The sequence below is a fragment of the Microbulbifer sp. ABM4_008 genome (assembly GCF_056311705.1).
In genome coordinates this window covers 4,554,778-4,579,240 of sequence record NZ_CM149970.1, presented here as the reverse complement: position 1 = coordinate 4,579,240, position 24,463 = coordinate 4,554,778, and the positions used below count along the sequence as shown (strand labels likewise).

General features: G+C 52.2%; 24 protein-coding genes. 15 read left to right on the top strand and 9 right to left on the bottom strand.

All coding sequences use genetic code 11. The features are described from left to right. Positions 1–28 precede the first annotated feature (28 nt). From nspC to ACYX4J_RS19950, 4 genes are all read right to left on the bottom strand, one after another. Positions 29–1,222, bottom strand: coding sequence for a carboxynorspermidine decarboxylase (gene nspC, locus ACYX4J_RS19965; RefSeq protein WP_444918843.1), 1,194 nt, complete (start codon positions 1,220–1,222; stop codon positions 29–31). A gap of 69 nt (positions 1,223–1,291) precedes the next feature. After that, the gene (locus tag ACYX4J_RS19960) at positions 1,292–2,485 is read right to left on the bottom strand and encodes a saccharopine dehydrogenase family protein (protein WP_476177397.1); all 1,194 of its coding nucleotides are present in this window, start codon (positions 2,483–2,485) and stop codon (positions 1,292–1,294) included. 72 nt (positions 2,486–2,557) lie between these two features. Further along, on the bottom strand, positions 2,558–4,480 hold the full coding sequence (gene speA, locus ACYX4J_RS19955; protein WP_476177396.1) for a biosynthetic arginine decarboxylase: 1,923 nt from the start codon (positions 4,478–4,480) through the stop codon (positions 2,558–2,560). 232 nt (positions 4,481–4,712) lie between these two features. Further along, a complete protein-coding gene (locus ACYX4J_RS19950; protein WP_413664141.1) occupies positions 4,713–5,411 on the bottom strand; it encodes a DUF6515 family protein in 699 nt (232 codons plus the stop codon). 293 nt (positions 5,412–5,704) lie between these two features. Between ACYX4J_RS19950 and panC the strand changes: the two genes are divergently transcribed. Together panC and panD are read left to right on the top strand one after the other, a co-directional pair. Next, the gene (panC, locus tag ACYX4J_RS19945) at positions 5,705–6,553 is read left to right on the top strand and encodes a pantoate--beta-alanine ligase (RefSeq protein WP_444895400.1); all 849 of its coding nucleotides are present in this window, start codon (positions 5,705–5,707) and stop codon (positions 6,551–6,553) included. Positions 6,554–6,566: 13 nt separating this feature from the next. After that, positions 6,567–6,953 carry an aspartate 1-decarboxylase gene (gene panD, locus ACYX4J_RS19940; protein WP_413664143.1) on the top strand — a complete coding sequence of 129 codons (387 nt, stop codon included), beginning with the start codon at positions 6,567–6,569 and terminating at the stop codon, positions 6,951–6,953. Between the two features lie 44 nt (positions 6,954–6,997). Here panD and ACYX4J_RS19935 read toward each other — a convergent pair whose 3' ends face one another. Then, on the bottom strand, positions 6,998–7,915 hold the full coding sequence (locus ACYX4J_RS19935; protein ID WP_476177395.1) for a polysaccharide deacetylase family protein: 918 nt from the start codon (positions 7,913–7,915) through the stop codon (positions 6,998–7,000). Between the two features lie 178 nt (positions 7,916–8,093). On the opposite strand from ACYX4J_RS19935, the gene ACYX4J_RS19930 reads away from it, so the two are divergent. From ACYX4J_RS19930 to ACYX4J_RS19870, 13 genes are all read left to right on the top strand, one after another. Then, positions 8,094–8,588, top strand: coding sequence for a 2-thiouracil desulfurase family protein (locus tag ACYX4J_RS19930; RefSeq protein WP_476177394.1), 495 nt, complete (start codon positions 8,094–8,096; stop codon positions 8,586–8,588). Between the two features lie 265 nt (positions 8,589–8,853). Then, positions 8,854–10,662 (top strand): Ig-like domain-containing protein, encoded by a 1,809-nt coding sequence (locus ACYX4J_RS19925; RefSeq protein ID WP_476177393.1) that lies wholly within the window; start codon positions 8,854–8,856, stop codon positions 10,660–10,662. Between the two features lie 56 nt (positions 10,663–10,718). Beyond that, positions 10,719–11,093: a 2-thiouracil desulfurase family protein gene (locus ACYX4J_RS19920; RefSeq protein ID WP_476177392.1), complete on the top strand. Its 375-nt coding sequence runs from the start codon at positions 10,719–10,721 to the stop codon at positions 11,091–11,093. A 40-nt stretch (positions 11,094–11,133) separates the two neighbouring features. Next, the gene (locus tag ACYX4J_RS19915; protein WP_413664150.1) at positions 11,134–11,499 is read left to right on the top strand and encodes a cupin domain-containing protein; all 366 of its coding nucleotides are present in this window, start codon (positions 11,134–11,136) and stop codon (positions 11,497–11,499) included. A 215-nt stretch (positions 11,500–11,714) separates the two neighbouring features. Further along, on the top strand, positions 11,715–13,652 hold the full coding sequence (acs, locus tag ACYX4J_RS19910; RefSeq protein ID WP_444940181.1) for an acetate--CoA ligase: 1,938 nt from the start codon (positions 11,715–11,717) through the stop codon (positions 13,650–13,652). Between the two features lie 197 nt (positions 13,653–13,849). Next, positions 13,850–14,266 carry a hypothetical protein gene (locus tag ACYX4J_RS19905; RefSeq protein WP_444906581.1) on the top strand — a complete coding sequence of 139 codons (417 nt, stop codon included), beginning with the start codon at positions 13,850–13,852 and terminating at the stop codon, positions 14,264–14,266. 146 nt (positions 14,267–14,412) lie between these two features. Next, entirely contained in the window at positions 14,413–14,790 is a 378-nt protein-coding gene (locus tag ACYX4J_RS19900) for a VOC family protein (RefSeq protein WP_476177391.1), read from the top strand. Between the two features lie 25 nt (positions 14,791–14,815). Further along, on the top strand, positions 14,816–15,202 hold the full coding sequence (locus ACYX4J_RS19895) for a DUF6632 domain-containing protein (RefSeq protein WP_476177390.1): 387 nt from the start codon (positions 14,816–14,818) through the stop codon (positions 15,200–15,202). Positions 15,203–15,367: 165 nt separating this feature from the next. Then, the gene (locus ACYX4J_RS19890) at positions 15,368–16,867 is read left to right on the top strand and encodes a catalase (RefSeq protein ID WP_476177389.1); all 1,500 of its coding nucleotides are present in this window, start codon (positions 15,368–15,370) and stop codon (positions 16,865–16,867) included. A gap of 56 nt (positions 16,868–16,923) precedes the next feature. Next, the gene (locus ACYX4J_RS19885) at positions 16,924–17,394 is read left to right on the top strand and encodes an ankyrin repeat domain-containing protein (RefSeq protein WP_444906578.1); all 471 of its coding nucleotides are present in this window, start codon (positions 16,924–16,926) and stop codon (positions 17,392–17,394) included. A gap of 159 nt (positions 17,395–17,553) precedes the next feature. Then, the gene (locus ACYX4J_RS19880) at positions 17,554–18,540 is read left to right on the top strand and encodes a serine/threonine protein kinase (protein WP_444892629.1); all 987 of its coding nucleotides are present in this window, start codon (positions 17,554–17,556) and stop codon (positions 18,538–18,540) included. 1 nt (position 18,541) lies between these two features. After that, entirely contained in the window at positions 18,542–19,369 is an 828-nt protein-coding gene (gene cysE / locus ACYX4J_RS19875; RefSeq protein WP_413664156.1) for a serine O-acetyltransferase, read from the top strand. Between the two features lie 92 nt (positions 19,370–19,461). Beyond that, positions 19,462–20,274 (top strand): GNAT family N-acetyltransferase, encoded by an 813-nt coding sequence (locus ACYX4J_RS19870; RefSeq protein WP_476177388.1) that lies wholly within the window; start codon positions 19,462–19,464, stop codon positions 20,272–20,274. On the opposite strand, the gene epmA is transcribed toward ACYX4J_RS19870, so the two are convergent. The 4 genes from epmA to ACYX4J_RS19850 form a co-directional block, all read right to left on the bottom strand. Further along, positions 20,261–21,214, bottom strand: a complete 954-nt coding sequence (gene epmA, locus ACYX4J_RS19865) for an EF-P lysine aminoacylase EpmA (protein ID WP_476177387.1) — start codon at positions 21,212–21,214, stop codon at positions 20,261–20,263. The genes ACYX4J_RS19870 and epmA overlap by 14 nt on opposite strands. A gap of 53 nt (positions 21,215–21,267) precedes the next feature. Then, positions 21,268–21,840, bottom strand: a complete 573-nt coding sequence (efp, locus tag ACYX4J_RS19860) for an elongation factor P (RefSeq protein WP_108731510.1) — start codon at positions 21,838–21,840, stop codon at positions 21,268–21,270. Positions 21,841–22,153: 313 nt separating this feature from the next. After that, complete coding sequence (locus ACYX4J_RS19855) at positions 22,154–22,948, bottom strand: aldolase (protein WP_444911975.1); 795 nt, start codon at positions 22,946–22,948, stop codon at positions 22,154–22,156. Positions 22,949–23,150: 202 nt separating this feature from the next. Continuing rightward, positions 23,151–23,861 (bottom strand): TenA family transcriptional regulator, encoded by a 711-nt coding sequence (locus ACYX4J_RS19850; protein WP_476177386.1) that lies wholly within the window; start codon positions 23,859–23,861, stop codon positions 23,151–23,153. Positions 23,862–24,463 lie beyond the last annotated feature (602 nt).

Genomic DNA, 24,463 nt, shown 5'->3' with positions numbered 1-24,463 from the left:
CTGCCGCATCTATCTCTATCGGCACTGTTTAGGAGAGGCGTTCCTTAAAATCTTCGTAGCCGAAAGTTTTGATCATCTTCAGGTCGTCGGTATCCGAATTCCACAGGGCGATAGCCGGTAGGGGGATACCGTTAAAAGTATTGGTTTTCACCATGGTGTAGTAGGCCATTTCCTCAAATACCAGTCGCTCGCCAATCCGCAGTGGTTGACTGAAGCTGTATTCGCCGATGCTGTCGCCGGCCAGGCAACTCTGTCCGCCCAGGCGATAGGTGTGGGGTAAGTCACCGGGGCGAGCGGCACCGGTAATTTCCGGTCGGTAGGGCATTTCCAGCACATCGGGCATATGGCAGGTGGCAGAGGCGTCGAGGATGGCTTGGTTTTCACCATTCCAGGCGATATCCACTACCTCAGCCACAAGGACTCCGGCGAACAGGGAGATGGCCTCACCGGGTTCCAGGTAGACCTGTACATTGTGCTTGTCGGAAAAGCTGCGCACCGCTTCGACCAGCTCATCCACCTGGTAATCCCGGCGAGTAATATGGTGGCCGCCGCCGAAATTAATCCACTCCATTTGTGGTATCAGATCGCCAAACTTCTCCTCCACGGCAGCGATTGTGCGCTGCAGAGGTTTGAAATCCTGTTCGCATAACGTGTGGAAGTGCAGGCCGCTGATGCCCTCGAGGGACTCCCCTTCAAACAGCGAGCGCACGATGCCCAGGCGCGAACAAGGGGCGCAGGGGTCGTAGAGATCGGTGTGGCCCTCGGAGTGCTCGGGGTTGATACGCAGGCCAAAACGCAGCTCTGGCCGCTGCTGTTGCATATCCAGGCACAACTCCCGAAAACGCTTCCACTGGGAGAAGGAATTGAAAATTACATGGTGGGCAAATTGCAGTATTTTCCGCAGTTCCTCATCCTTGTAAGCCGCACTGAAGACATGAACTTCCTTGCCTTTGTCGCGACCGCCGTACTCTTCGAACCCCAGTTTGGCTTCGTGCAGGCCACTGGCACAGGTCCCGGATAGATATTCAGCCACGATGGGCCCGGTGCTGAACATGGAAAAGGCCTTGAGCGCTGCCAGTACCTTGGCACCGCTGCGTTCCTGTACATCGGCGAGCAATGCCAAATTATTGCGCAGGGCAATTTCATCGATCACAAAACAGGGAGAGGGAACGCGGTAGGGATCGAAGCTGCCGAAATAGTCAACGGGGGGAGTGAGGTCCATGGTGCGTTATATCCTGGTGCGGCGGGGCGGGCACTGGAGTCCGCCCCGCTAGGTCGGGAAAGAAGCGATTTACTGGAAGGGCTTATCCAACCAGGTTTCCTGCCAGGGCAGGCCGTACTTGTTCAGGTCATCCATAAAGGGATCTGGATCCATCTGCTCCATATTCCAAACGCCGGGCTTCATCCACTTGCCTTCCAGCATCATCTTGGCACCGATCATGGCCGGGACACCGGTGGTGTAGGAGATCGCCTGGGATTGAACTTCCTGGTAGCAGTCCTGGTGGTCGCAGGTGTTGTAGACGTAGTAGATTTTCTCTTCGCCGTCTTTGGTGCCACGGATAATGTTGCCGATGCAGGTCTTGCCCTTGGTCAGCGGGCCGAGGCTGGCGGGGTCTGGCAGCAGCTCTTTAAGGAACTGGATAGGTACAATTTGCTGGCCCTGGAATTCCACCGGCTCAATGCCAGTCATGCCGACGTTCTGCAGAACTTCCAGGTGTTTCAGGTAGCTCTCGCCAAAGGTCATCCAGAAACGCGCGCGCTCAATTTCCGGGAAGTGCTTGGACAGGGATTCCAACTCTTCGTGGTAGAGCAGGTAGATATCCTTATCGCCAATGCCTTCGGGGAAGTTGAACACGCGTTTCTCTTCCATCGGCTTGGTGGTAACCCACTGGCCATCTTCCCAGTAGCGACCGTTGGCGGTGATCTCGCGGATATTAATTTCCGGGTTGAAGTTGGTGGCGAACGGCAGGCCGTGGTCGCCGGCATTACAGTCGAGGATATCCAGGGTGTGGATACGATCGAAGTGGTGCTTCTTGGCGTAGGCGGTAAATACGCTGGTGACGCCGGGATCGAAGCCGCTGCCCAGCAGTGCCATCAGGCCGGCTTTCTCAAATTTCTCCTGGTAAGCCCATTGCCACTTGTACTCGAACTTGGCCTCTTCCGGCGGCTCGTAATTGGCAGTATCCAGGTAGTGCACGCCGGTTTCCAGGCAGGCATCCATAATGTGCAGATCCTGGTAGGGCAGGGCCACATTGATGACCAGGTCAGGCTTCACTTTTTCGATCAGCTTTACCAATTCAGGCACATTGTCCGCATCTACTTCAGCGGTGTCGATTTTGCGCGGCAGCATAGCGGCAATCTTGTCGCACTTGCTTTTGGTGCGGCTTGCCAGGGTGATATTTTCAAATACCTCAGCAACCTGTGCGCACTTGTGCGCAACCACCTGGCCGACACCGCCGGCGCCGATGATCAGTACGTTGGCCATAAAGATCTCCTTAAATCTGCGGCTAATGTTACCGCTATATTCTCAAAGGCGTTGGCGCCTCATTTTTAAAATTTATTTTTCAAAGTAGGTGTAACCGCTCATGCTGGCGGTATAGGTTTGCAAAATCTGTTTGCGTTGGGCAGCGGTAATCAACCCTTGCTTGACGGCGCGTTCTGCCAGGCGGCGGAAGCGCTCAAACAGCGCCTTGGGCTGGTATTCCACGTAGCTTAACACGTCAGAAATACTGTCACCGTGAATCTCGTGGCTGAAGTCTATGCTGCCGTCTTCCTGGATGCGCACACTCACGACATTGGTGTCCCCAAACAGGTTGTGCAGGTCACCCAGGGTTTCCTGGTAGGCGCCAATTAAGAAGGTGCCGAGAATATAGTCCTCGCCATCCTTTAGCTCGTGTAAAGGCAGGGTTTTCTGCTCTTTTTCCCGGCCAATAAAGCGGTCGATCTTACCATCACAGTCACAGGTGATGTCGGCGATGATGGCGGAGCGCGTCGGGGCTTCGTCCAGGCGGTGGATCGGCAGCAGTGGGAATACCTGATCGATAGCCCAGATGTCCGGTACCGATTGGAATACGCTCACATTGGCGTAGTAGATATCCGACAGTACCTCCGGCAGAGCTTGCAGATCTGCGGGAATCTCTTCGGCCTCATCGAGTAATTTGCGAATATCCTGGGCGCTCTGCAGGAACAGGTTTTCCGCATTGGCGCGTTCGCGCAGGCTCACCTGGCCGTGCAGATACAGAGAGCGCACTTCATCGCGGTAGTAGAGCGCGTCGTTGTAACTCTCTTGCAGGTTTTTGGGGGTGATACTGCGCACTGCGTCCTGCAGGTTGAGCAGCATCTGATGGTCGCCTTCGCTGATCTTGGTGTGCTCCAGCTCCACCGGCTCGAAACGGGTAGTGTCGAGAATATCGAATAGCAGTACAGAGGAGTAGGCTACAGTGGCGCGGCCGGATTCGGTGATAATCACCGGATGTTCGACTCCCTCGCTATCGAGGGTGCCCATAATGGCTTCCACTACATCGACACAGTACTCGTCCAGGGAGTAATTCTTTGAGTGGGTGTAATTGGTCTTGCTGCCATCGTAATCCACCGCCAAGCCACCGCCCAGATCCAGGTAGCCCATGGGTGCGCCTTCTTCTACCAGATCGGCGTAGTAGCGGCAGGCTTCCAAAACTCCGGTGCGGATGTCGCGGATATTCGGTACCTGCGAGCCCAGGTGATAATGCAGCAACTTGAGACAGTCGAGCATATCGTGGTTGCGCAGTTGATCGACCATGGCGATCAGGTCGTTACTGCCCAGACCGAAAATACTGCGGTCGCCACTGGTCGCATTCCAGTAGCCGCCCACCTTGGAGGCGAGTTTTACCCGTGCGCCGATATTGGGGCGCACCTGCTCGCGCTCGGCGCAGCGGATAATGGTCTCCACTTCCGAGGGCGTTTCCACGACGAAGAAAACCTGTACGCCCAGGCGTTGGGCCTGCAGTCCGAGGTTGATAAATTCCTCGTCCTTATAGCCGTTGCAAACGATCAGGGATTCGGTGTTATCCAGAATGGACAGGGCAGCGATAAGTTCTGCTTTACTGCCCGCCTCCAGGCCGTGGTTAAAGCGGCGGCCGGCATTGGCAATTTCTTCAATGACCTGACACTGCTGGTTCACCTTAATGGGGAACACGCCGCGAAAAACGTTGCCGTAGCCGCAATCGTCGATAGCGCGGGCAAAGGATTCGTTAATCCGGGCGATCTGCGCTTCGAGTAAATTCTCAATACGCAATAGCAGGGGCATACCCAGGCCGCGCTCAGTGGCACCTCGGGCAATGTCCATCAGCGAAACACTGTGTGTTACCCCATTGGGGCCGTCGACTTGCAGTGAAATTTCACCATTTTCGTTCAAATCGAAATATCCGGCGCCCCAATTGCGGATGCCGTAGAGCTCGGCCGAATCTTCGCAAGTCCAGTCTTTTACTTGTTGCTTTTTCATGGCGCCTTTCTGTTGATATTGGCGGGCGCGAATCTTGGGCCCAGCAGGGCCGGAAAGCAATAACTATAGATAAAAAAACGCTAATTTTTGCGCACTGAAAAGTAAATGGGGAGCGAGTGGGTGGCCAGCTCTTTTGCACTCTGCGACAGGGGGCTGAAGAAGGTGATTGATCTGCGCAAATTTGAGTAAAAAAAGGCGGCCCGAGGGCCGCAGGGAGGGGGGGATTGGGTAATCAGTAATAGGTCGGCTTGGGGACAACCCGGTAGCCGCGGTGGCTATGGTCCCACAGGTAGTAGGTGTCATAAGCCACGTAGTAATTGTGTCCACCGGCTACCACGGTCAGTGCTGATGCTGGCAGGCTGTGCACGATGGCGCCGTGGGGGGCCTGGGCTACTACGTAGCCGTGAGAAGCCGGGCGATAAAAAATTCCATCGCTATAGTAGAAGCCCGCTGTACCGATACTGATACTGACGAAATTACGCGGCAGGTGGCGCCAGCGGTAGCCATAACCGTAGTGCGAGGGGCGGTAGTGGGGGCGGTGGCCGCGATAACCGTGGCGGTAAACCGGTCTGTGTGCCGCGCGGTATTCGTGGCGGTGGCCCTGCTTGTGGCCTTTTCTATGCCCTTTGTTATAGCCTTTGTTGTAGCCCTCTTTATAGGCGTGGCGAACTTCGCGGCGGTGCTGGCGCTCCTCTCTGCGTTCACGTCTGCGCTCTTCTTTCTTGCGCTCTTGTCTGCGGCGTTTCTTTTCCTGCTGGCGGTCGTGATGCTTGTCGTGCTGTTTCTTTAAGTGGCGCTGCTCGCGTTCGGCTCTTCCATATTTGTGGTGGTCGTCCATGGCGCGCTGGTGCCCGCGATGTGACTCGGATAGGGCGGGTGCTGCGATCAGCAGCAGACTTAGGGTGGCGATGGCAGTAGTGAGGTGTTTCATAACATCTCTCCCGAGCGTGGGGCTCTTTTCTTTCAGATCAGGTCTTTTGTGTATCTTGGCGTGAAGTTTGCCCTGGCGGGTCTGAACACTTCCTGAACTGAATGGGGTAAAATTCGGCGGCAATCGACGGCGTAGATTGTGACTAATAGTTCAGATATGGGCAGAGATTGTCTGGCGGGGCCACAGGCTGGATTCTGCGGCGAAATCTTATTGAGAGCGGCAATTTTGCTATGTTGAGACACCTGGTCTCAGCGAGTATGATGCCGCGCTGATTCATAGTGAGCGGTAGCAAGATGCAAGTCTTCCACCACGTAGCAAGTCTGCGCGAGGCGCTGGCCCAGGCCCGCAAAGACGGCAAGACCGTCGGCTTTGTGCCAACCATGGGCAATCTGCACGATGCCCATATAGAACTGGTCAAAATCGCCCAGCAACACTGCGATCTGGTTGTGGTATCCATCTTCGTCAACCGACTGCAATTCGGTTTGAATGAGGATTGGGATAAGTATCCGCGCACTATGGAGCGGGATATGGCCAGCCTGCGAGAAGCGGACTGTGACTTCCTGTTCCATCCGGATGAGAGTGAGATTTACCCCAACGGCATGGACCAGCAGACCCGCGTGGTTTGTCCGGCGATGACCGATGTCCTGTGCGGCGCCAGCCGACCGGGTCACTTTGAAGGGGTCACCACCGTAGTTTCGAAGCTTTTCAACATTGTGCAGCCGGATAAGGCTATTTTCGGGATTAAGGATTTCCAGCAGTTAGCAGTGATCCGCCGTATGGTGGAAGACCTGTGTATGCCGGTGGAAATTGTGGCGGCGCCGGTGCACCGTGAGGAAGATGGCTTGGCAATGAGCTCTCGCAATGGTTATATCACTGCGGAAGAGCGACCGAAGGTTGCTGTACTCAACCAGTTACTTAACTGGGCTAAGGATGAAATTGTGGCTGGACGCCGGGATTTCGCCGACCTCGAGACAGAGGCGCGCAAGCGAATTGAAGAGAGTGGCTTTCGAGTTGACTACTTCTCCATCTGTTACAGCAAGGATTTACAGCCAGCGGCAGATGACGATAAAGAAATCACGATCCTGGGAGCTATGTACACCAGTGCAGCGCGCCTGATCGACAATGTTTCCCTGGAACTCTGAGGGGCATCCAACTATGCAAATTGAAATGTTGAAGTGCAAGTTGCACATGGCCGCAGTGACTCAGGCCGAACTCTGGTATGACGGTTCCTGTGCAATTGATGAGGACCTGGTAGAACTGGCTGGCCTGCGCGAATTCGAGAAGATCGATATTTACAATGTGAGCAATGGTGAGCGCTTCCACACCTATGTGATCCTCGCCGAGCGCGGTTCCGGTATTATCTCCATGAACGGCGCCGCTGCACGCAGAGTGCAGGTGGGTGACCGCATTATTATCGCTTCCTATGCGCAGATGACAGAGGGCGAAGCCGATAACCACAAGCCCAAGTTGGTCTACCTGGATGAGAATAACAAGGTAGAGCGCAGCACTAATACTATTCCGGTTCAGCTAGCCGAAGCCTGATTCTTTTCGCTACAGGGCGTTGTGCCCTGTAGCATCCCCGCCGCTTATTGATCAGACATTAATAACACTTCCTGATTAAACCTCTTTTCCAGGTAGGACTCGTCCAGGGTGTAATGCCAGAGATTTTTCTTTTGTCCTTTAGCTAGAGCGATTTCGCCGATTCTTCCAGGGTTATATTTAATCGGTTGGGCGTGTTGGTATTTGGCGATAGGGTCCCGATAGGCCTCCTCTAAAGGAATTATCTCCCAGCCTTCCTTCCTCAGTCTTTCAGCCAGATCACCAATAAACAGGGCTGAAATATCCATTTCATGCAACAGTATGACGTGCTTTGGGGAGCGCCCGAGATATTTAATTGCCATATCGTCGTAGTACTTAATGCTCGCCATAAGAACGTCGACATAAAAGTTGGAGAGTCTTTCCATATCAACTGCTTTCCCATCTTTTACTGCCGTTTGGAAAAGTTCTTCGATATGCCAGTCGTAGTTATTTAAGGTGATATAGGCGTTTTGATAGTTATTTTTCTGTAGTAGATCCCGGATACCATCGCGCTTTTCGACAGTTTCGCCCTCGCGCAGATAGGGAAAGCGAAAATAGGTTTTAAAGTTGTCAAATTGCTGAAGCAGCTGGTGGGCCTGCAAAAAATCCGCTTGATAAGTGGATAGCCCTGTTTCCAGAAAATTGGGATGGCTGTGGGTGTGATTGCCAATAATATGCCCAGCCCTATCGTAGCGGTGCATCCGCTCCAACCCTTCCTTATCGAAGGATTGAGTATTGGAAAAGAAGGCTACTTTGCCAACTTTATATTCTTCTATGTTTTCAATTAATGTTTTGGCCCGGGTTGGTCCATCAAAATAACCATCGGCTTTACGGGGGGCATCATCGAAAGTAATTGCCAGTTGTTTGGCGTTAGCGACTGGGATTGCCAACAAGTAAATTATCAATAATATGAATGAACGCTGCATGGTTTATTACTCTAATGAGTTTATTTACGAGCTGTTCGTCAGGCTAGGATTTAGTTGTCCTTCTATTCAGGTTTTCTGTCTTAATTTACTTGTCAGATAACCTGCGTTGTCCAGTAGCCTAGGCTCAGTTGCGGTAGAGTACGGTTTCCTATTGTGTCCACTATAGCTTCAGATGTATATGGCCAAAATACTTGTTAGCTCCTGCCTTTTGAACTGCGCCGTGCGCTATGACGGTAGTAGTGTTGAGGCCAATAGCGATGATTTTGAGTGGCTTGTGGATACTCAGGAAATTGTTTCCTTGTGTCCGGAAGTGGCAGCGGGATTGCCTATTCCGAGGGTGCCGGCTGAGATCTGTGGCGCAAATGGAACAGAGGTATTAGATGGAACTGCCTGGGTTATAGGTAGCGATAGTACAGATCTAACTGAGCAATTTATGCTGGGGGCCAAACTGGCTCTGGAATTATGCAGGAAACACAATATCCAGTATGCAGTAATTACGGAAAATAGTCCCTCTTGCGGAAGTAATTATATTTACAATGGCAGTTTTTCAGGAACAAAGATAATGGGTTCTGGTGTTGTATCTGCGCTTCTTCAACGGGCGGGAATAATAGTTTTTAGTCAACATACTGTTGGGCAACTTAGAGAATTGATAAGTGCATCCAGAGCTAACTAAGTTGTTAGCATCAATAAAATTAGATCGGTAAAAAGGGCATTGGTCATAGTTAGGCCCTGTAGGTTGATTAATGCCGGCGAAGCCGGTGGTTCCCAGGTGTCAGTACGATTAGCGCAATGTCCCTGAAAATTCTCCTTTTGTGACGCAGCACCCAGCCTGTTAGGTTTTGTCATTTTTAGGGTCCAGATTGGCAGTGACTGCTGTGGCAATAAACAGGTAAGACTGAATACCCTGTCGGCTATTTAAATGGCTGCAGGAGGCAGTGGTGGAAGGCAAGTTTTTTAAAGCCGATAGCAAGTTTATCAAAGCCGCATTGGTACTGGCGATCAGTTTCGCGTTTTATGGCTGCAGCGGTGGCAGCGGTGGTGGTGAAGATCCTGCGCCTGTGGATACCACTCCGCCGAGCCTGACACTGACTCCCGCCAGCGGGGCCTCTATTGCAGCAACCGACACCCTACTGCTGGATTTTAGCGAAGCGGTGGCATTGGAGGATGTGTCCTTAAGTGGCGCCATGCAGGAAATGGGAGAGCTCTCTCAAGTCGATCAGGACACCCTGATCTTAACCCCGATAGCGGAGTGGGCAAAGGGGCTAGAACTCTCCCTGACAATTGCCGCGCAGGATGCGGCCGGCAACCAGATGGCAGAGGTTGATGCTCACTATACCGTGGATGAAATTGCCCCTTCCGTAGTCAGTGTATCCCCAGCACAGGAGCGTTTGGAGAAGGATGGCGCAATCACGATACAGTTTTCCGAGTCGATAGATCGCGACAGCCTGCAAATTAGCGGTTCCTTGCTGGATGATGAATACACTCTGACCTGGTCCCAGTCGCGCTTTAATGACGACACCTTGGTGATAGCTCCCAAGAGCCGCTGGCTGTCCGGGCAGGATCGCAGCCTGCACCTTGAAGCCAAAGACCCCGCTGGTCTGGATCTCCCCGCTGAACAGCACAATTTTACTGTGCCATTGTACTTTGAGAATTTTGACAGCGCGCAGGTCGTGATCGGCCAGGATGATTTTTCCAGTGCTTTGACCGCCATCAATGCAAAGAGTCTTGGCGAGGGCCCCCGGGGTTCCGCTGCCGTTACTGATGAGGTGAAGTTGTTCGTACCCGATTTTACAAATAATCGGGTGTTAATTTTTAATTCGATCCCCGCAAGTAATGGAGCACCGGCCAATGCAGCGCTCAATGAAGATAGTCTCGACGAAAGCAGCGTGGGAGATTTTGGTCGCGGGCCCACAAATATCAGTTTTGATAGCGGAAAACTTTTAATAAATTATTTTTTGGGTCCCGAATACCACAGTATTTATGTTTACGATACTATTCCCGAAGATGGTCGGGCACTGCCTAGTGCCAAACTATCGAAGGATAACTGCCAGGGTAACCACTCCATATATACCAGTGCGATGATTGCGGAGGGGCGCGTATTCGCGGCCTCGTGGTCTAAGGCTCGAGTGGTGGTATGGGATGACTTGCCCTCAATGGAAGATGCGGCACCGGATTGGCTGCTGGGCCAGTCCACACTGGATAATTGCACCCCTAACGACCATGAGCAAGATGGCTCGATTGAGCAGGTCAGTGCTCGCACATTGGCTGCGCCCGGAGATGTGTGGAGCGATGGAGAAAAGTTAGCCATCATCGACTCGGGTAATAACCGGATACTCCTGTGGAACTCAATGCCTACTAGTAGCTTTGCTCAGGCGGATATAGTTCTGGGGCAAGCAGATTTTGTCAGCAATGAAAGTCTGCCCCCGAGTCGACAAACCCTGAGTTTATTCAGACGGGGTATCTGGTCGAACGGTATTCAGCTATTTGTGGCGGACAGTGATAATAACCGAGTGTTGATCTGGAACCAGTGGCCACAGGAAAATTTCGCTCCGGCAGATATTGTCTTGGGGCAGGAAGATTTTGATCGCAGTGCCTTCAACGACAGCAACCAAAATGGGGTTGCTGACGAGGGGGAGTTGCCAAGTGCAGCTACGCTGAAATGGCCCGACGGTATTACCGCTTATGAAGATAAGTTGATTATCAACGACTCGGGTAATAACCGCTTTCTTATTTTCCAATCTCGTTAGTTTTCTCTGTTAAATGTACCGGGCTGGTAACCCGGTACAGGCAAACTTAAGTTGATTTGTTTTCTGAGGTTGCAGCCGGACTGCCTGTTCCCAGGGTTCCGGCTGAGATTAGCGGCGGTAGAGGTGCAGAGGTTTTAGCGGGCTCAGCCAAAGTTTTAGGGATAAATAAAGAAGACTTAACTGAGCAATTTATACGGGGAGCTAAACGGGCATTACAGCTATGTCTGCAGCACAATATTAAATACGCAGTACTTACGGAAAATAGCCCATCATGTGGTAGTGATTATATTTACGATGGTAGTTTTTCTGGTGCGAAAATAGTTGGTTCTAGCGTTGTGTCTGCACTACTTAGGAGGGAGGGTATACAGGTATTTAACCAGAATATTGTGGGCAGGCTTAGGAAGCTTTTGGAAGTATCCAGAGATAACTGAGCTTTCCAGATATATAGTCATATTAAAGGTAGGTATAAAAGTGAATTCTAAAGTTATCAATTTTAAAGAAAAATTGAACCTGTTCTCGGAGCACTGGTCCCCTAAAGTGATTGCCGAGATGAACGATTACCAGTTTAAATTGGTTAAGATCCAGGGTGAATTTACCTGGCATGATCATCCCGATACCGATGAGGTGTTTGTTGTAGTTTCCGGGCATATGCAGATCGAGTTTCGCGATAGTGTCATATCCCTTGGACCTGGTGAGATGACGGTAGTACCAAAGGGTGTGGAGCATAAACCCAGAGCTGAACAGGAATGTGAAGTACTATTGATTGAGCCTAAAGGGGTCGTTAATACGGGCGATGCCGGTGGAGATCTAACTGCGAAAAATGATGTCTGGATTTAAGTGATTGAGCTATTAATCAACTTTCTTTTACTGTTTGCTTGTCTGATTAACTTGCGCCTTTCAGGGCCTGCGTTGGATTGTCTTCGCCCCATGCCAAATTTTGAGATGAGGGACTGTTTCGCAGCGGCTATGTTATAAAGTGACAAGAATAAAGCTCTAATAAACTCAGATTTCTCTAGGCTAGCCATGCCACGCTAATAATAAAGGAGAAGATGATGTCTGAAGTACATACCCGCCCAGTCTCCCCCGGTTTTGCTGCCAATGCGCTTATTAGCGCTGAAGACTACGAGACAATGTACCGCCAGTCGGTGGAAAGCCCAGAGGCGTTTTGGGCACAACAGGCCAAGGACTTTTTGCAGTGGGACAAGCCGTTCACTCAGGTTCTTGAGGAGGATCTGCACAAAGGTCATACCGCCTGGTTCTCCGATGGCCAGTTGAACGTAACCGTAAACTGCATCGATCGGCACCTGGCAAGCCGTGGCGAGCAGACTGCGATTCTGTGGGAGGGAGATGATCCCGCTGATAGTAAGGCAATCAGCTATCAGAGCCTTTATGAAAATGTGTGCCGCTTGGCCAACCTGCTGAAATCCCGGGGAGTTAAAAAGGGAGATCGGGTGTGTATTTATATGCCGATGATCCCGGAGGCGGCCTACGCCATGCTCGCCTGTGCCCGTATCGGCGCTGTGCACTCGGTAGTATTTGGTGGTTTCTCCCCGGTGTCCCTGAAAGACCGTATTCTCGATTCCGATTGTCGTCTGGTGATCACTGCTGATGAAGCAGTTCGCGGCGGTAAGCGAGTACCGCTAAAAGCCAATGTGGATAAAGCACTGGTGGACTGCCCCAATGTGCATACGACAATTGTGGTTAAACACACGGGCACACCGGTAGACTGGGATAGCAAGCGGGATATCTGGTATGGCGAATCCATAGGTGAGATGGAGCCGGACTGCGCGCCTGAAGTGATGGGAGCGGAGGACCCGCTGTTTATCCTTTATACCTCGGGCTCTACCGGTAAACCCAAAGGGGTCCTGCATACCACTGCCGGCTATCTGCTGATGGCCACCATGACCTTCAAATATACCTTTGATTATCGCGAGGGAGAGATTTTCTGGTGTACTGCCGATGTGGGCTGGATCACTGGGCACAGCTATATCGTCTATGGGCCATTGTGTGCCGGGGCCACCAGCCTGATGTTTGAGGGAGTGCCCACTTACCCGGATGCTTCACGCTTTTGGCAGGTTGTGGATAAGCACCAGGTCAATATTTTCTACACTGCGCCGACAGCGATTCGGGCGTTGATGGGAGCGGGTGACAAGTTTGTAAAAGCCGCCGAGCGCAGCTCCCTGCGACTTTTAGGCACCGTGGGTGAGCCCATAAACCCGGAGGCCTGGGAGTGGTATTACAGCGTAGTGGGCGATGAGCGCTGCCCGATTGTGGACACCTGGTGGCAGACTGAAACCGGTGCGCAGATGATCACGCCACTGCCCGGTGCCATGGCTCTGAAACCCGGGTCGGCAACCCGGCCCTTCTTTGGGGTACAGCCCGCGCTGCTGGATAGTGAAGGCCGGGAGATTGAAGGGGAGGGCGAGGGCTCTCTGGTGATTAAAAAGAGTTGGCCCTCGATGATTCGGGATGTGTACGGCAATCGCCAGAGAATGCTGGATACTTATTTTTCTGCATTCCCCGGTTATTACTTTACCGGCGATGGCGCCCGCCGCGATAGTGACGGTTATTACTGGATTACTGGGCGCATTGACGATGTGTTAAATGTCTCTGGACACCGCCTGGGAACAGCGGAGATTGAGAGCGCCCTGGTACTGCACAATGATACGGCGGAGGCAGCGGTGGTAGGTTATCCCCACGATATCAAAGGGCAGGGGATTTATGCCTTTGTAATGCTCAAATCTGGCCATAAGCCCAGTGATGAGCTGAAGGCTGAATTAATTGAGCTCTGCCGCAAGGAGATAGGGCCAATTGCCAAGCCTGACTTTATCCAATGGGCGCCTGCACTGCCAAAAACCCGTTCCGGCAAAATCATGCGGCGTATCCTGAGGAAGATTGCCTGCAATGAGCTGGATAATCTGGGAGATGTTTCCACTCTTGCCGATCCCACTGTGGTTGACGCATTGATTGATCACCGCGAAAATCGCTGACCATAGGTGTGGCGCGTGAAGGTTTTATTGGCCGGGCATAGCCCGGCCTTTTCATTGGGGCAAGAGGTTAAATTCCTCCCCGATTTTTGCGCCATTTTCAGCTAAATAGACAAGTAAATGCCTGCTGCTTTGCACAGTTAGTAACCCTCTAACTCCGGATATTGTTTTAAGGGTATTTACAGTTAAGGAGATTCCGTTTGGAACAGGGACAGTACCTCTGCGATCACTACCGCTTCGCCGCCGATCAGCGCCTCAAGGTTTTTAATTTTTTTGTTGTGTTAACCATGTTTGTTGAGGGCGGGATTTTCACTGCCATGGAGAAAGACTTCCACCCTCTAATCCTGGCGTTGCTGGGAGGGTTTGTGGTCATACTGGTCACTGTATTTTGGCTGATGGACATTCGCAGCCGCCAGCTTCTCAAGCTTGCAGTTCCGGCACTGAAAACCCTGGAAATGGGATTCCCGGAGGAAGCGAGAATTTTTTCCAACGATGCCATTCGCCGAGGTGACTTGGCCCGTTACACTTTCGCTTTCAGGGTTTTGTTGGTGGGGCAGCTGTTCTTTGGTCTGGGCGTCGCTTCTTACGGTATTTATCACTGGTATATCTCCCCCTAATCCCAACCTTGCAGTGGCGGGTATGATTGCATGAAGTGAACCACCTGCCACAACCTCCTCTTTGTCTCGTACGTTTTAAAGTCGGCGCTGCCGGCCTCTCTAGGCTATCTTGCAGAAGTATCCGCTTCTCTCCCGAGGTTTATACGATGCTTGATCATATTCGCCTTTATGTGCACAGCTATGAACGCAGTAAGGACTTCTATCAGCAGGCGCTGATGCCACTGGGATACCAGTTGGTGATGGAGTTTGACGATTGGGCGGGCTTTGGCTGGGCAGATAAAGCGGAATTCTGGATTCGTGGCGGGACCAGCACCACTCCACAATTGCATATTGCCTTTCGCGCTGAAGAGCGGCAAGTGGTCAGGGAGTTCTATTGCTTGGCCCTGGAGGCCGGGGGTAAAGACAATGGCGCACCGGCTGTCTACGAACAATATCACCCGGATTATTATGCCGCCTACGTGCTTGATCCCGATGGGCATAACCTGGAAGTGGTGTGTCATTTACCGGGGGACTTACAGGAATAAGTCGATCGAGATTTGGGAGTAAATTATGAATGAGACAGCCCGGGCGAAATGCCTGCCAATAGCGTTGGTCGTTGTAGGAGTGCTTTTTATTCTGGCGATTTACCCGATGATGATGTGGATTTGGCCGGAAGGGTGGGGCTGGACCCCACGGCAGCCTGAGTATGAGCAAATGATTGTCGGTATTTATGTCACCTTGGGGGTGTTTTTAATACGCGCTGCAAAAAATCCCGCCGCAAATGCCAGTTTAATTTGGTTCACTATATGGTCCAGCCTTGTACACGCCGTCATTATGTTGGTGCAGGCATTGGTGGATAAAACAGAGCGAATCAATTTGATGGGAGATATTCCCGCACTTTTTTTGATTGCCGCTGTGCTTTGGTACCTTATGCCCAGGCGAAAAAAATCTGATTGAGCATTTACTTTATTTTGATTCGCTAAAAAATCTGAATTGCTCTTTCTGACTCACCGTTATTGATCCCTGCTATAAGAGCGATAACAAGGTCTAATTTCCCGCTTATTGTTCTCCCCTATAAGCTCTACTCCTGTAATAGAGATGGCAGTAGAGATAAATAATCCTATGAAATACTTACCCTTATTTGCATTAACTATCGGTCTGATAGGCGGTGCCAATGCAGAGACATTGACTCGCGATAATGGCGCCCCTGTCGGAGACAACCAAAACGCACAAACCGCCGGAGAAAATGGCGGTAATTTGCTGCAAGATGTTCAACTGATTCAAAAATTGCAGCGTTTTGCCCGTGAACGTATTCCCGAGCGTGTAGTTCATGCTCGTGGAACTGGTGTTCACGGTGAATTTGTTGCGACGGCTGACCTCAGTGATTTAACCCGCGCAGCGGTGTTTGAGCGCGGTAGTAAAACGCCAGTGTTTGTGCGTTTTTCAACAGTAATCCACTCAAAAGGTTCCCCGGAAACCCTGCGCGATCCCCGTGGATTTGCCACCAAGTTTTATACGGAAGAAGGCAACTGGGATTTAGTGGGTAACAACCTGCCGGTATTTTTTATCCGCGACGCGATTAAATTCCCGGATATGGTTCACTCCCTAAAGCCCTCCCCGGTGACTAATCAACAGGACCCCAACCGTTTCTTTGATTTCTTTAGCCATGTGCCGGAATCCACCCATATGCTGAGCTGGGTCTATTCCGATTACGGTACACCGGCTAACCTGCGCCAGATGGATGGCTGGGGTGTTCACGCCTATAAATTTATCAATGACAAGGGTGAAGTGAACTATGTGAAATTCCACTGGAAAACCCGTCAGGGAATCAAGAACCTGACTGCGGAAGAGGCAGCAGAAATTCAGAGCAAGGACTTCAGCCACGCAACTCGCGATATGTATGCCGCGATTGAAAAAGGCGAGTACCCCCAGTGGGATCTGTTTATTAAAGTACTGAAGCCCTCCCAGCTTAACAGCTTTAATTACAACCCCTTGGACGCCACCAAAATGTGGTTGGACGTGAAGGAAACTAAAGTGGGCACCATGACACTTAACCGTGTACCCACTAACTTCTTCCAGGAAACTGAGCAATCCGCGTTTGCGCCGGCCAATATTGTTCCGGGTATTGAGCCTTCGGAAGACCGCTTATTACAGGGCCGCGTATTCTCATACTCCGATACGCAAATGTATCGCCTGGGGGCCAACCACCAGCAATTGCCTATCAACCGTCCCCGTGTTGCAGTAAGTAACTGGAACCAGGATGGGGCGGGTAATTACGGCCAACAGACTTCAGGTGTGAACTATCAGCCGAGCCGTATCGATGCGCGCACCGAGGACCCCAAAGGTCTTTATAGCAACAAGGCGTTGAATGGCAGCACCCAGCAAAAGGCCATTGAAAAGAAACTGCCTTTTGCCCAGGCGGGTGCTTTCTACCGCAGCCTGAGTCCTGAAGAGCGCCAGAATCTGATTGAAAACCTCGCTGGTGATCTGGGTAAAGTGAGTGATGAAAACACTAAGCACATTATGCTGAGCCACTTCTATCAAGCGGACAAGGACTACGGACAGCGCTTAACCAAAGCGGTTGGTGGCGATCTGGATCGCGTGAAAAAACTGGCCCGGTAATTTTTACCCAAGTGCGGGCGACCTCTGTCGCCCGCTAAATTTATACAGGTGAAATTATGAGATCATTTTTATTCGCACTACTGTTTCTCACCTTGGGGGTTCAGGCAGGGGAGCCGGAAAAAACGGAATCTGATTTTACCGAACTCTCTCAGTATTATTTTGCCGCAGCCAGGATTGGTGATACCGAGGTGCTGCGTGAATTTTCGCAAGCGGGTTTCCCCCTGGATGTACGCAACCCGAAAGGTTACACCGCACTGATGATTGCCACTTACAACGGCAAGGGGGAAGCTGTGGATTACCTGTTGCAGAGAGGTGCAGATGCCTGTGCCCAGGATCGCCGTGGCAATACTGCCCTGATGGCAGCGATTTTTCGCGGTGAGTTCGTCCTTGCACGAACCCTGCTAAAGCAGGATTGCGATTCGCAGCAGGTGAATAAGGCCGGCCACTCCGCAGAGGATTTTGCCGAAGTTTTTGGTCGTGACCAAATGGTTCAGCTATTGCAGCAACAGCGGGCAAATGGCGACTAAGACAGTTTTTTGTGCGGTTGGCATTGGGTGGTGTCACCGCTCCTGTCCTGCGTGAACTCCTCTTGAGTTGGCCGCTTTAGCTTGCGGCACATTTCTCAGTTTGTCCCGGCCCCCGCGACCGCGTTAGCATAGCCAGCTGCAATCCAGTTGGTACCCACTATGACCTCGAATCATCATCCCTATGAAGCCCTCACGCCGGACGTGGTGATCGACTGTGTCGAGACTACCGGACTGATTTCCGATGCGCGTATTTTCCCTCTAAACAGTTATGAAAACCGCGTCTATCAGGTGGGTATTGAGGATGCCGAGCCGTTGATTGCCAAGTTCTATCGCCCGGGGCGCTGGAGTGATGAGCAGATATTAGAGGAGCACCAGTTCACCCTGGAGCTGGCAGAGGCCGAAATTCCTGTGGTGGCACCGATACAGTTTGATGGGCGCACCCTGATGGAGTCCGCTGGATTCCGTTTTGCGCTTTTCCCCCGACGGGGCGGTCGCCAGTTGGAGCTGGATAACTTTGATCACCTGGAGCAGGTGGGGACCATGTTGGGTCGCATTCATGCGGCCGGCAGCGCCAAACCTTTCAGCTATCGCCCATCCCTCACTTTGCAGCGATTCGCAATTGATAGCCGGGAATTTATCCTGAATGGAGATTTCCTGCCACGTGAGAACCGCGAGGCCTACGCTTCAGTCACGGGCCACATTATCGAACAGATAGCCCCGCTGTTTGAGCGGGACTGGGATATGCTGCGCTTGCACGGTGATTGTCACAGTGGCAACTTCCTGTGGCGGGATGAGACTCCCTGGTTTGTGGACTTGGACGACTGCCTGATGGGGCCGGCGATCCAGGATATCTGGATGTTGATTTCCGGCAATCGCGCAGAGCAAACCGCTTACCTGGATGCAGTGTTGGAAGGCTATGAAACCTTCTATAGTTTTGATCCCCAGCAGTTGCAGCTGGTGGAGCCTCTGCGCTGCCTGCGGCAGATGCACCACGCCGCCTGGTTGGCGCGACGCTGGCAGGACCCGGCTTTTCCCCAGGCATTTCCCTGGTTTAATACTGCCCGTTACTGGGCAGAGCATATACTGGCATTGCGCGAGCAGCAGTCTGCGCTGCTAGAGCCCCCGTTGACCCTGGGGGCTGTGTAACATGGAGAAAGCAATAATGGATGCGACATGCACCGAGGCTGAGGCGGATCTGATCTGGGAGAAGATTCGTATAGAGGTGGCGCAGCAGGTAGAGCGGGAGCCGATCCTGGCCAGCTTTCTACACGCGACCATCCTGAACCACAATTCCCTGGAGGCGGCGCTCAGCTTTCACCTGGCCAACAAGCTGGACAATGCGGTGGCACCGGCGCTGTTAATTCGCGAGGTTATCGATGAGGCGCTACAAGCTGACCCTTCCATAGGGCATGCGGCGCGAGCGGATTTGAACGCAATTTACCTGCGGGATTCCGCCTGCCACTCCCTGCACGAGCCCTTCCTGTACTTTAAGGGCTTTCACGCCTTGCAGGTTCACCGTGTGGCCCACTGGCTGTGGCAGCAGCAGCGCCGCTCCCTGGCTATGTTCTTACAGCACCGTGTCTCTGTCGTATTCAGTGTGGATATCCACCCGGCTGCGCGTATGGGTGACGGTATATTGCTGGATCACGCGACCGGTATCGTTATAGGCGAGACCGCTGTGGTGGAAAACAATGTTTCCATCATGCAGTCCGTTACACTGGGCGGCACTGGCAAAGAGAGCGGGGACCGCCACCCGAAAATCCGCCACGGGGTTTTAATCGGTGCGGGCAGCAAGGTGCTGGGCAATATTGAAATTGGCGAGTGCGCCCAAATTGCTTCCGGAAGTGTGGTTCTTAAAACGGTACCGGCAAAGGTGTTAGTGGCCGGAGTGCCGGCAAAAGTTGTCGGGGCAGCCACCTGTGCTGAACCGGCATTATCCATGGATCAGTGTGCCCTGTCGCAAGTACAGAAATAAGGCTTGTCGCCCCGTAGCGAACACCGGCTGCGGGGCTGGGATCACTGGGGAAATGATGCAACGGCACTGTTCTTGGCACTATCCTTTGACCCATGAAATATAGTCTCAGCGCGAAAAATCTTACCTGCCGAAATTTGGAGGCTTATGCGGACTACCGCGCGAGCCAGGTAACTCCAGATTGCACCAAGGAAATTACGGGCATTGTCCGCAGTGATAGCGGCCTGCCTTCCATTGGGCTCAATCAGGTGATTTCCAATATGGTAATGCCGCCGCGCATTATTCAGCGTTTTGCGCTGGATTATTTTGCCGAGCGGCACAGCCCCTTCACCCTTTGGCACAGTGCCTCCAAACCCCTGGACAATGACGCTTTGGATGAGCTTGGGCTAAAGCGGCGCCAGTCCCTGGTAGCTATGGCCGCCGAGATACCCCGACTCAGCGTTGCCGAGGTTTCGGTAGTGGAACAGCTGACTATTAGTGCGGTGAAAAAGGAGGCCTTGCCTGATTACGGCGCGGTGCAGGCAGCGGCGGCAGGGGAGCAGGAGGGGGCGCAGTTGGCGCACTTCTATCAGGGCCTGCAAGAAATCCCCGAGCAGCGACGCGGGCGACTGAAATTATTTCTCGGTAAGTTGGATGGTGTGCCGGTGGCCGCCGGTTGCCTGTTTGCGGCAGCGGATGCACTGGGGCTCTATGACCTGGTGACACTTCCGGATTACCGGGGTCGCGGGATTGGTCGGGCCCTGTTCAAGCATCTGCTAACCGCTGCCCAGGGTAGCCACCATAAAAATCTTGTAGCTTTAGTGCCGGCGGATCGTCAGCAGCTACTGCTCGATAGTGGCTTTTTTGCAGTTGGCGAGGTTGCCCGCTATCAATACACTCCGGCGCCGGCGGCCGCTAAGCCCGACTGAAAGGGAAGGCGATAACTTCATCAATCGATTGGTAACCGGCTTTTAACATCAGCAGTCGGTCGACTCCCAGCGCGACCCCGGCGCACTCGGGCATGCCTTGATCCAGGGCCGCAACCAGACGTTCTTCAAAGGGGTGTGCAGGGCGCTGGTTAGCACGGCGGTATTCCAGATCCTTTTCAAAGCGGCGCTGCTGTTCCACGCTGTCGGTCAGCTCCCAATAGCCATTGGCCAGTTCCAATCCACCGACATAGGCTTCGAAGCGCCTGGCGACGGGGGTCCCCTGTTCGTCCGCTACGACTTTTGCCAGTGCCGCTTGCTCTGCGGGGAAGTCGTAGAGCAGGGTGATGCCCTCCCTCATGGTGGGTTCCAGGCGGTGGCTCATCAGCAGGTCCAGGCACTCACTGCGTTCACGGGGTACAAAAGACAATTCCATTTCCCGCTTAACGCAGGAAATCAGCTCGGCTTCGCTGGCACTGTGGGGGTCCAGTTGCAGCTCTTGTAAAAACAATTCCCGGTAACTGAGGGACTGAACCTGGTCCGTCGCCAAAATACCGCAGAGCAGCTTGGCGACCTCCTCCATCAGTTGGTGATCGTCCCAACCGCAGCGGTACCACTCCAACATGGTGAACTCGGGGTTGTGTCGACCGCCGGATTCGCCCTGGCGAAAAGCCTTACCCAAGTAGTAGCAATCTCCGAGTCCTGCGGCGAGCAAACGCTTTAAACCAAATTCCGGGCTGGTGGCCAGGTAGGCGCTTTCGCCCCGGCATTCGGTGGTGATGGACTCGATATGGGGGTCGCTGGTGGCGCGCTGGGATAGCACCGGAACTTCGGCTTCTACAACATTTCGCTCAGCAAAAAATGTGCGTATTTCAGCGAGTAGCGCAGCGCGTTGGCGCAGGGCTGCAATAGTGGCGGTGGGACGCCAGGTATCTGTGCTCATGGGGGGTAGCTCTGGAGGTGAGCGGCCGTAGGCCGCTCGAGGAGAGGAGGTGCTCAGTCTTCCTTGGCACGGCCCAGGTATTCGGCGGTGCGGGTGTCTACCTTGATGGTTTCACCGATTTCCAGGAACAGAGGAACCTTCACAACAGCGCCGGTAGCCAAAGTGGCCGGCTTGGTGCCGCCCTGGGCGGTGTCTCCGCGCAGGCCCGGATCGGTATCGGTAATTTCCAGGATAACGTGGTTGGGCGGAGTAACTGCCAGCGGAGAGCCGTTGTACAGGGTTACAGTGCAGATATCCTGCTCTTTGAGCCATTTTGAAGCATCGCCCACAGCATCGCTGCTGGCTTGGTGCTGCTCAAAAGTCTCGGGCTCCATGAAATGGTAAAACTCGCCATCGTTGTACAAGTATTCCATTTCGCGATCCATCACATCCGCAGCTTCCAGGCTTTCACCGGAGCGGAAGGTGCGTTCCCATACGCGACCGGTTTTCAGGTTGCGAAGCTTCACGCGGTTGAACGCCTGGCCCTTACCAGGTTTGACGAATTCGTTTTCCACGATTGAGCAGGGGTCGCCGTCCAGCATCACCTTGAGGCCGCCCTTGAATTCGTTAGTGGAGTAACTAGCCATAGCAAATAGAGCCCTTTAAGTCATTTATCTATATGATTTTTAACGAGTTTTTTGTTTCTAGCCGATTCCGGCCAAGGCTGGGCTAACGCCCTCCGCTTCCGCCACAAATGGTAGCCGCAGGTAACTCGTCTGGCTGGGGAAAAGAGACTTCACCGCCAGCCCTGCATGATGGAGCGGGATTATACAGGAGGGTGGGAGCTTGAACGAATAGCCAGAGAGAAATGGAGGGGAGGCGCTTCGGTTGTTATAGCCAAGCTGCAATTATTGGGGCAGCCGGCAGTGCAATGGGCCTTGGCCCATTGCACAAAAGCACTTAACTTAATGGGTCGTCCCCGCCGCCATAACCTTTTCTCTGCATGCGGCGCACAAAGTAAGCAAAAGTCGCTTGCGTGCGTTTTTCCTGGAGAATCCAGTCGTGGGCTTCGCGGCCCAGTTCGGGATCAATATCCTGGATGGTGCCGGCGGATTCAGCCAGTATTTGCAGTTTGGCAGCGCGCTCGCACTGAACCGCCATTACACAGGCTTCCTCTACAGAGCGACAGGCCATAATCAGGCCGTGGTGTCCCAGTAGGATTGCGCGCTTGTCCCCAATAGCGGCGGAAATCAGCTCGCCCTCGCTGTTACCCACGGGTACACCCGGCCAGTCTTTGAGGAAGGCAATATCCTCATACAACATGCAGGCGTCCATATGGGAAATCTTTAGCGGGCGTTCCAGCATGGAAAGTGCACATACGTGCATGGGGTGGGTATGCACAATACAGTTCACATCGGGGCGCGCCCGGTAGATCCAGGAGTGAAAGCGGTTGGCCGGATTGGCCATGCCCTCTCCGGACAGTACTTCGAGGTCTTCGTTGACCTCCAATAAGTTGGATGAGGTAATTTCATCGAAGCCGAGGCCCAGGCGTTGGGTGTAATAAGTACCGGGTTTTTCCGCGCGGGCGGTAATTTGCCCAGCCAGGCCGGAGTCGTGACCATCGTTAAATAAAATTCGGCAAGTCAGCGCAAGCTTTTCTCTCAGAGACCACTCGGGGGTGCTGAGGTGCTGTTTCATTGCTTCACTGGCTCGTTCAACCAGTTCGTTTTTTGCCAGTGATAGTGTTTCAGCCATTGTTATCTCCAATTCTCACAGCAAGTCATATTAATTCTGCGATATTTAATAAATTTTCCTTTTTTATTTTCTTATCGCAGAATAATTTTTAAAAACCTAACTCAAAATGATTCGATCTCTGTCGAATTTATGTTGGTGGCATTTCCCTATGCCCGTGCTTTCTCCAACAACACCTGTGAGTGGGTTGATAAGTGCTTGCTCATTAAGCTGTAACAGCTTCAACTTTTTTATGTTTAGTGGAGTGGTAGGCGGTTTCAATAGAATCGAAGAATTGTAAGCGGGCCTCTACAAGGTGGCGCCCGGCTTCAAGCATTATGTCCAGTTGGCTGGGATCCTTGGAGCCAATATCTACCATAATATCGCGAATGGTTTCTGCATGGCCGTCATCACATTCAATATGCAGCAGGAAAAATTGCATTTCTTCATCGGTTACGCCGCAAGAGCGGAATCCGGCAACAATATCTGTATATAAATCGGGTACCAGGGCTTCGGCTCCCAGGCATAGGGCGCCCAATCCTGCACTGGCCCTGAGGTCCCGGCAGTTTTTGAACATGGTATCGATCAGGTGCTGAGTGCCTGGTAAAACTTCTGCGTTTTCCAGGGTCAAACCAAAATGCTCGAGGGTTTCGCGATAGATTTCTGCGTGGGGTTTGGGGCTGTCTGGTTCCAGGCCCAGCTCTTCCATTAGATTTTCGGCAAGCTCCAGGACTTCGTGGTTACTCGGGAGGTTTGCCATCATTGCACAGAGATATCTAACAAAAAATCCACTGTAAATACCTTGTTGAACCAAAAATATTTTTAATTCGTCCAGCGTAATGGAGCCTTCACGGCAACGCTTCAAGAAAGGATGTGCGCGAGTTTGCTCAATCAGTAGGTCTTTATTGGCTTCAAGCAATTCAAGCTGCATTTCCATTGGGTAATTCCTTTTTGTAATTCTAAACTTACTGTTTGAACACCTTTTAGGTGTTTTATTTATTTCTTGATAGTGTCCGCCTTTGGCGGGGTCGGCAAAATGGTTTTTCTTTGCCGGCGTTTAAATTAACACCGAATTATCCCTATTGTGAATAAGGGAATTATGAATTTTTTGATATTTGTTGATGGTTTTTGGAAGATGTTTTTTCTAGTGATAAAAATTTTATTAATAAATAATTTTTGCTTTGCTTTATCCTTGCCGAATTTTTCAAGGAAAATGTTTTTTGCTTCCTGAATTCACTGTGGAAATGTCGACTGTGTAGGTTTTCTTTATTGCAGTGGAGTGTTTTGTAGGGTAGGGGTTTTTATTGGTAGGTAGAGTGAATACTTGCTTCGCCGATAATGAGTCTACTCCTAAATTCAGGTAAAGAAGAGTTAAGGAGCCTCTAAATAACTCCATGATACCTCTGGCATGCAGAGCGGTTCACAATCAAGGCGCGGCTTTGCAGGAATGTCTAGACCTTTCAAGAAGTCGCAACGCGGAGTGTGAATCGCTCTGCAAGCCCCGAAGGGCGAGCCTTGAAGGCCACAGCTGCTGCGTTG

Coding starts and splice junctions, on each gene's coding strand:
- nspC (WP_444918843.1), bottom strand. CDS start 1,222: ATGGACCTCACTCCCCCCGTTGACTATTTCGGCAGCTTCGATCCCTAC.
- ACYX4J_RS19960 (WP_476177397.1), bottom strand. CDS start 2,485: ATGGCCAACGTACTGATCATCGGCGCCGGCGGTGTCGGCCAGGTGGTT.
- speA (WP_476177396.1), bottom strand. CDS start 4,480: ATGAAAAAGCAACAAGTAAAAGACTGGACTTGCGAAGATTCGGCCGAG.
- ACYX4J_RS19950 (WP_413664141.1), bottom strand. CDS start 5,411: ATGAAACACCTCACTACTGCCATCGCCACCCTAAGTCTGCTGCTGATC.
- panC (WP_444895400.1), top strand. CDS start 5,705: ATGCAAGTCTTCCACCACGTAGCAAGTCTGCGCGAGGCGCTGGCCCAG.
- panD (WP_413664143.1), top strand. CDS start 6,567: ATGCAAATTGAAATGTTGAAGTGCAAGTTGCACATGGCCGCAGTGACT.
- ACYX4J_RS19935 (WP_476177395.1), bottom strand. CDS start 7,915: ATGCAGCGTTCATTCATATTATTGATAATTTACTTGTTGGCAATCCCA.
- ACYX4J_RS19930 (WP_476177394.1), top strand. CDS start 8,094: ATGGCCAAAATACTTGTTAGCTCCTGCCTTTTGAACTGCGCCGTGCGC.
- acs (WP_444940181.1), top strand. CDS start 11,715: ATGTCTGAAGTACATACCCGCCCAGTCTCCCCCGGTTTTGCTGCCAAT.
- ACYX4J_RS19900 (WP_476177391.1), top strand. CDS start 14,413: ATGCTTGATCATATTCGCCTTTATGTGCACAGCTATGAACGCAGTAAG.
- ACYX4J_RS19895 (WP_476177390.1), top strand. CDS start 14,816: ATGAATGAGACAGCCCGGGCGAAATGCCTGCCAATAGCGTTGGTCGTT.
- ACYX4J_RS19890 (WP_476177389.1), top strand. CDS start 15,368: ATGAAATACTTACCCTTATTTGCATTAACTATCGGTCTGATAGGCGGT.
- ACYX4J_RS19885 (WP_444906578.1), top strand. CDS start 16,924: ATGAGATCATTTTTATTCGCACTACTGTTTCTCACCTTGGGGGTTCAG.
- ACYX4J_RS19880 (WP_444892629.1), top strand. CDS start 17,554: ATGACCTCGAATCATCATCCCTATGAAGCCCTCACGCCGGACGTGGTG.
- cysE (WP_413664156.1), top strand. CDS start 18,542: ATGGAGAAAGCAATAATGGATGCGACATGCACCGAGGCTGAGGCGGAT.
- ACYX4J_RS19870 (WP_476177388.1), top strand. CDS start 19,462: ATGAAATATAGTCTCAGCGCGAAAAATCTTACCTGCCGAAATTTGGAG.
- epmA (WP_476177387.1), bottom strand. CDS start 21,214: ATGAGCACAGATACCTGGCGTCCCACCGCCACTATTGCAGCCCTGCGC.
- efp (WP_108731510.1), bottom strand. CDS start 21,840: ATGGCTAGTTACTCCACTAACGAATTCAAGGGCGGCCTCAAGGTGATG.
- ACYX4J_RS19855 (WP_444911975.1), bottom strand. CDS start 22,948: ATGGCTGAAACACTATCACTGGCAAAAAACGAACTGGTTGAACGAGCC.
- ACYX4J_RS19850 (WP_476177386.1), bottom strand. CDS start 23,861: ATGGAAATGCAGCTTGAATTGCTTGAAGCCAATAAAGACCTACTGATT.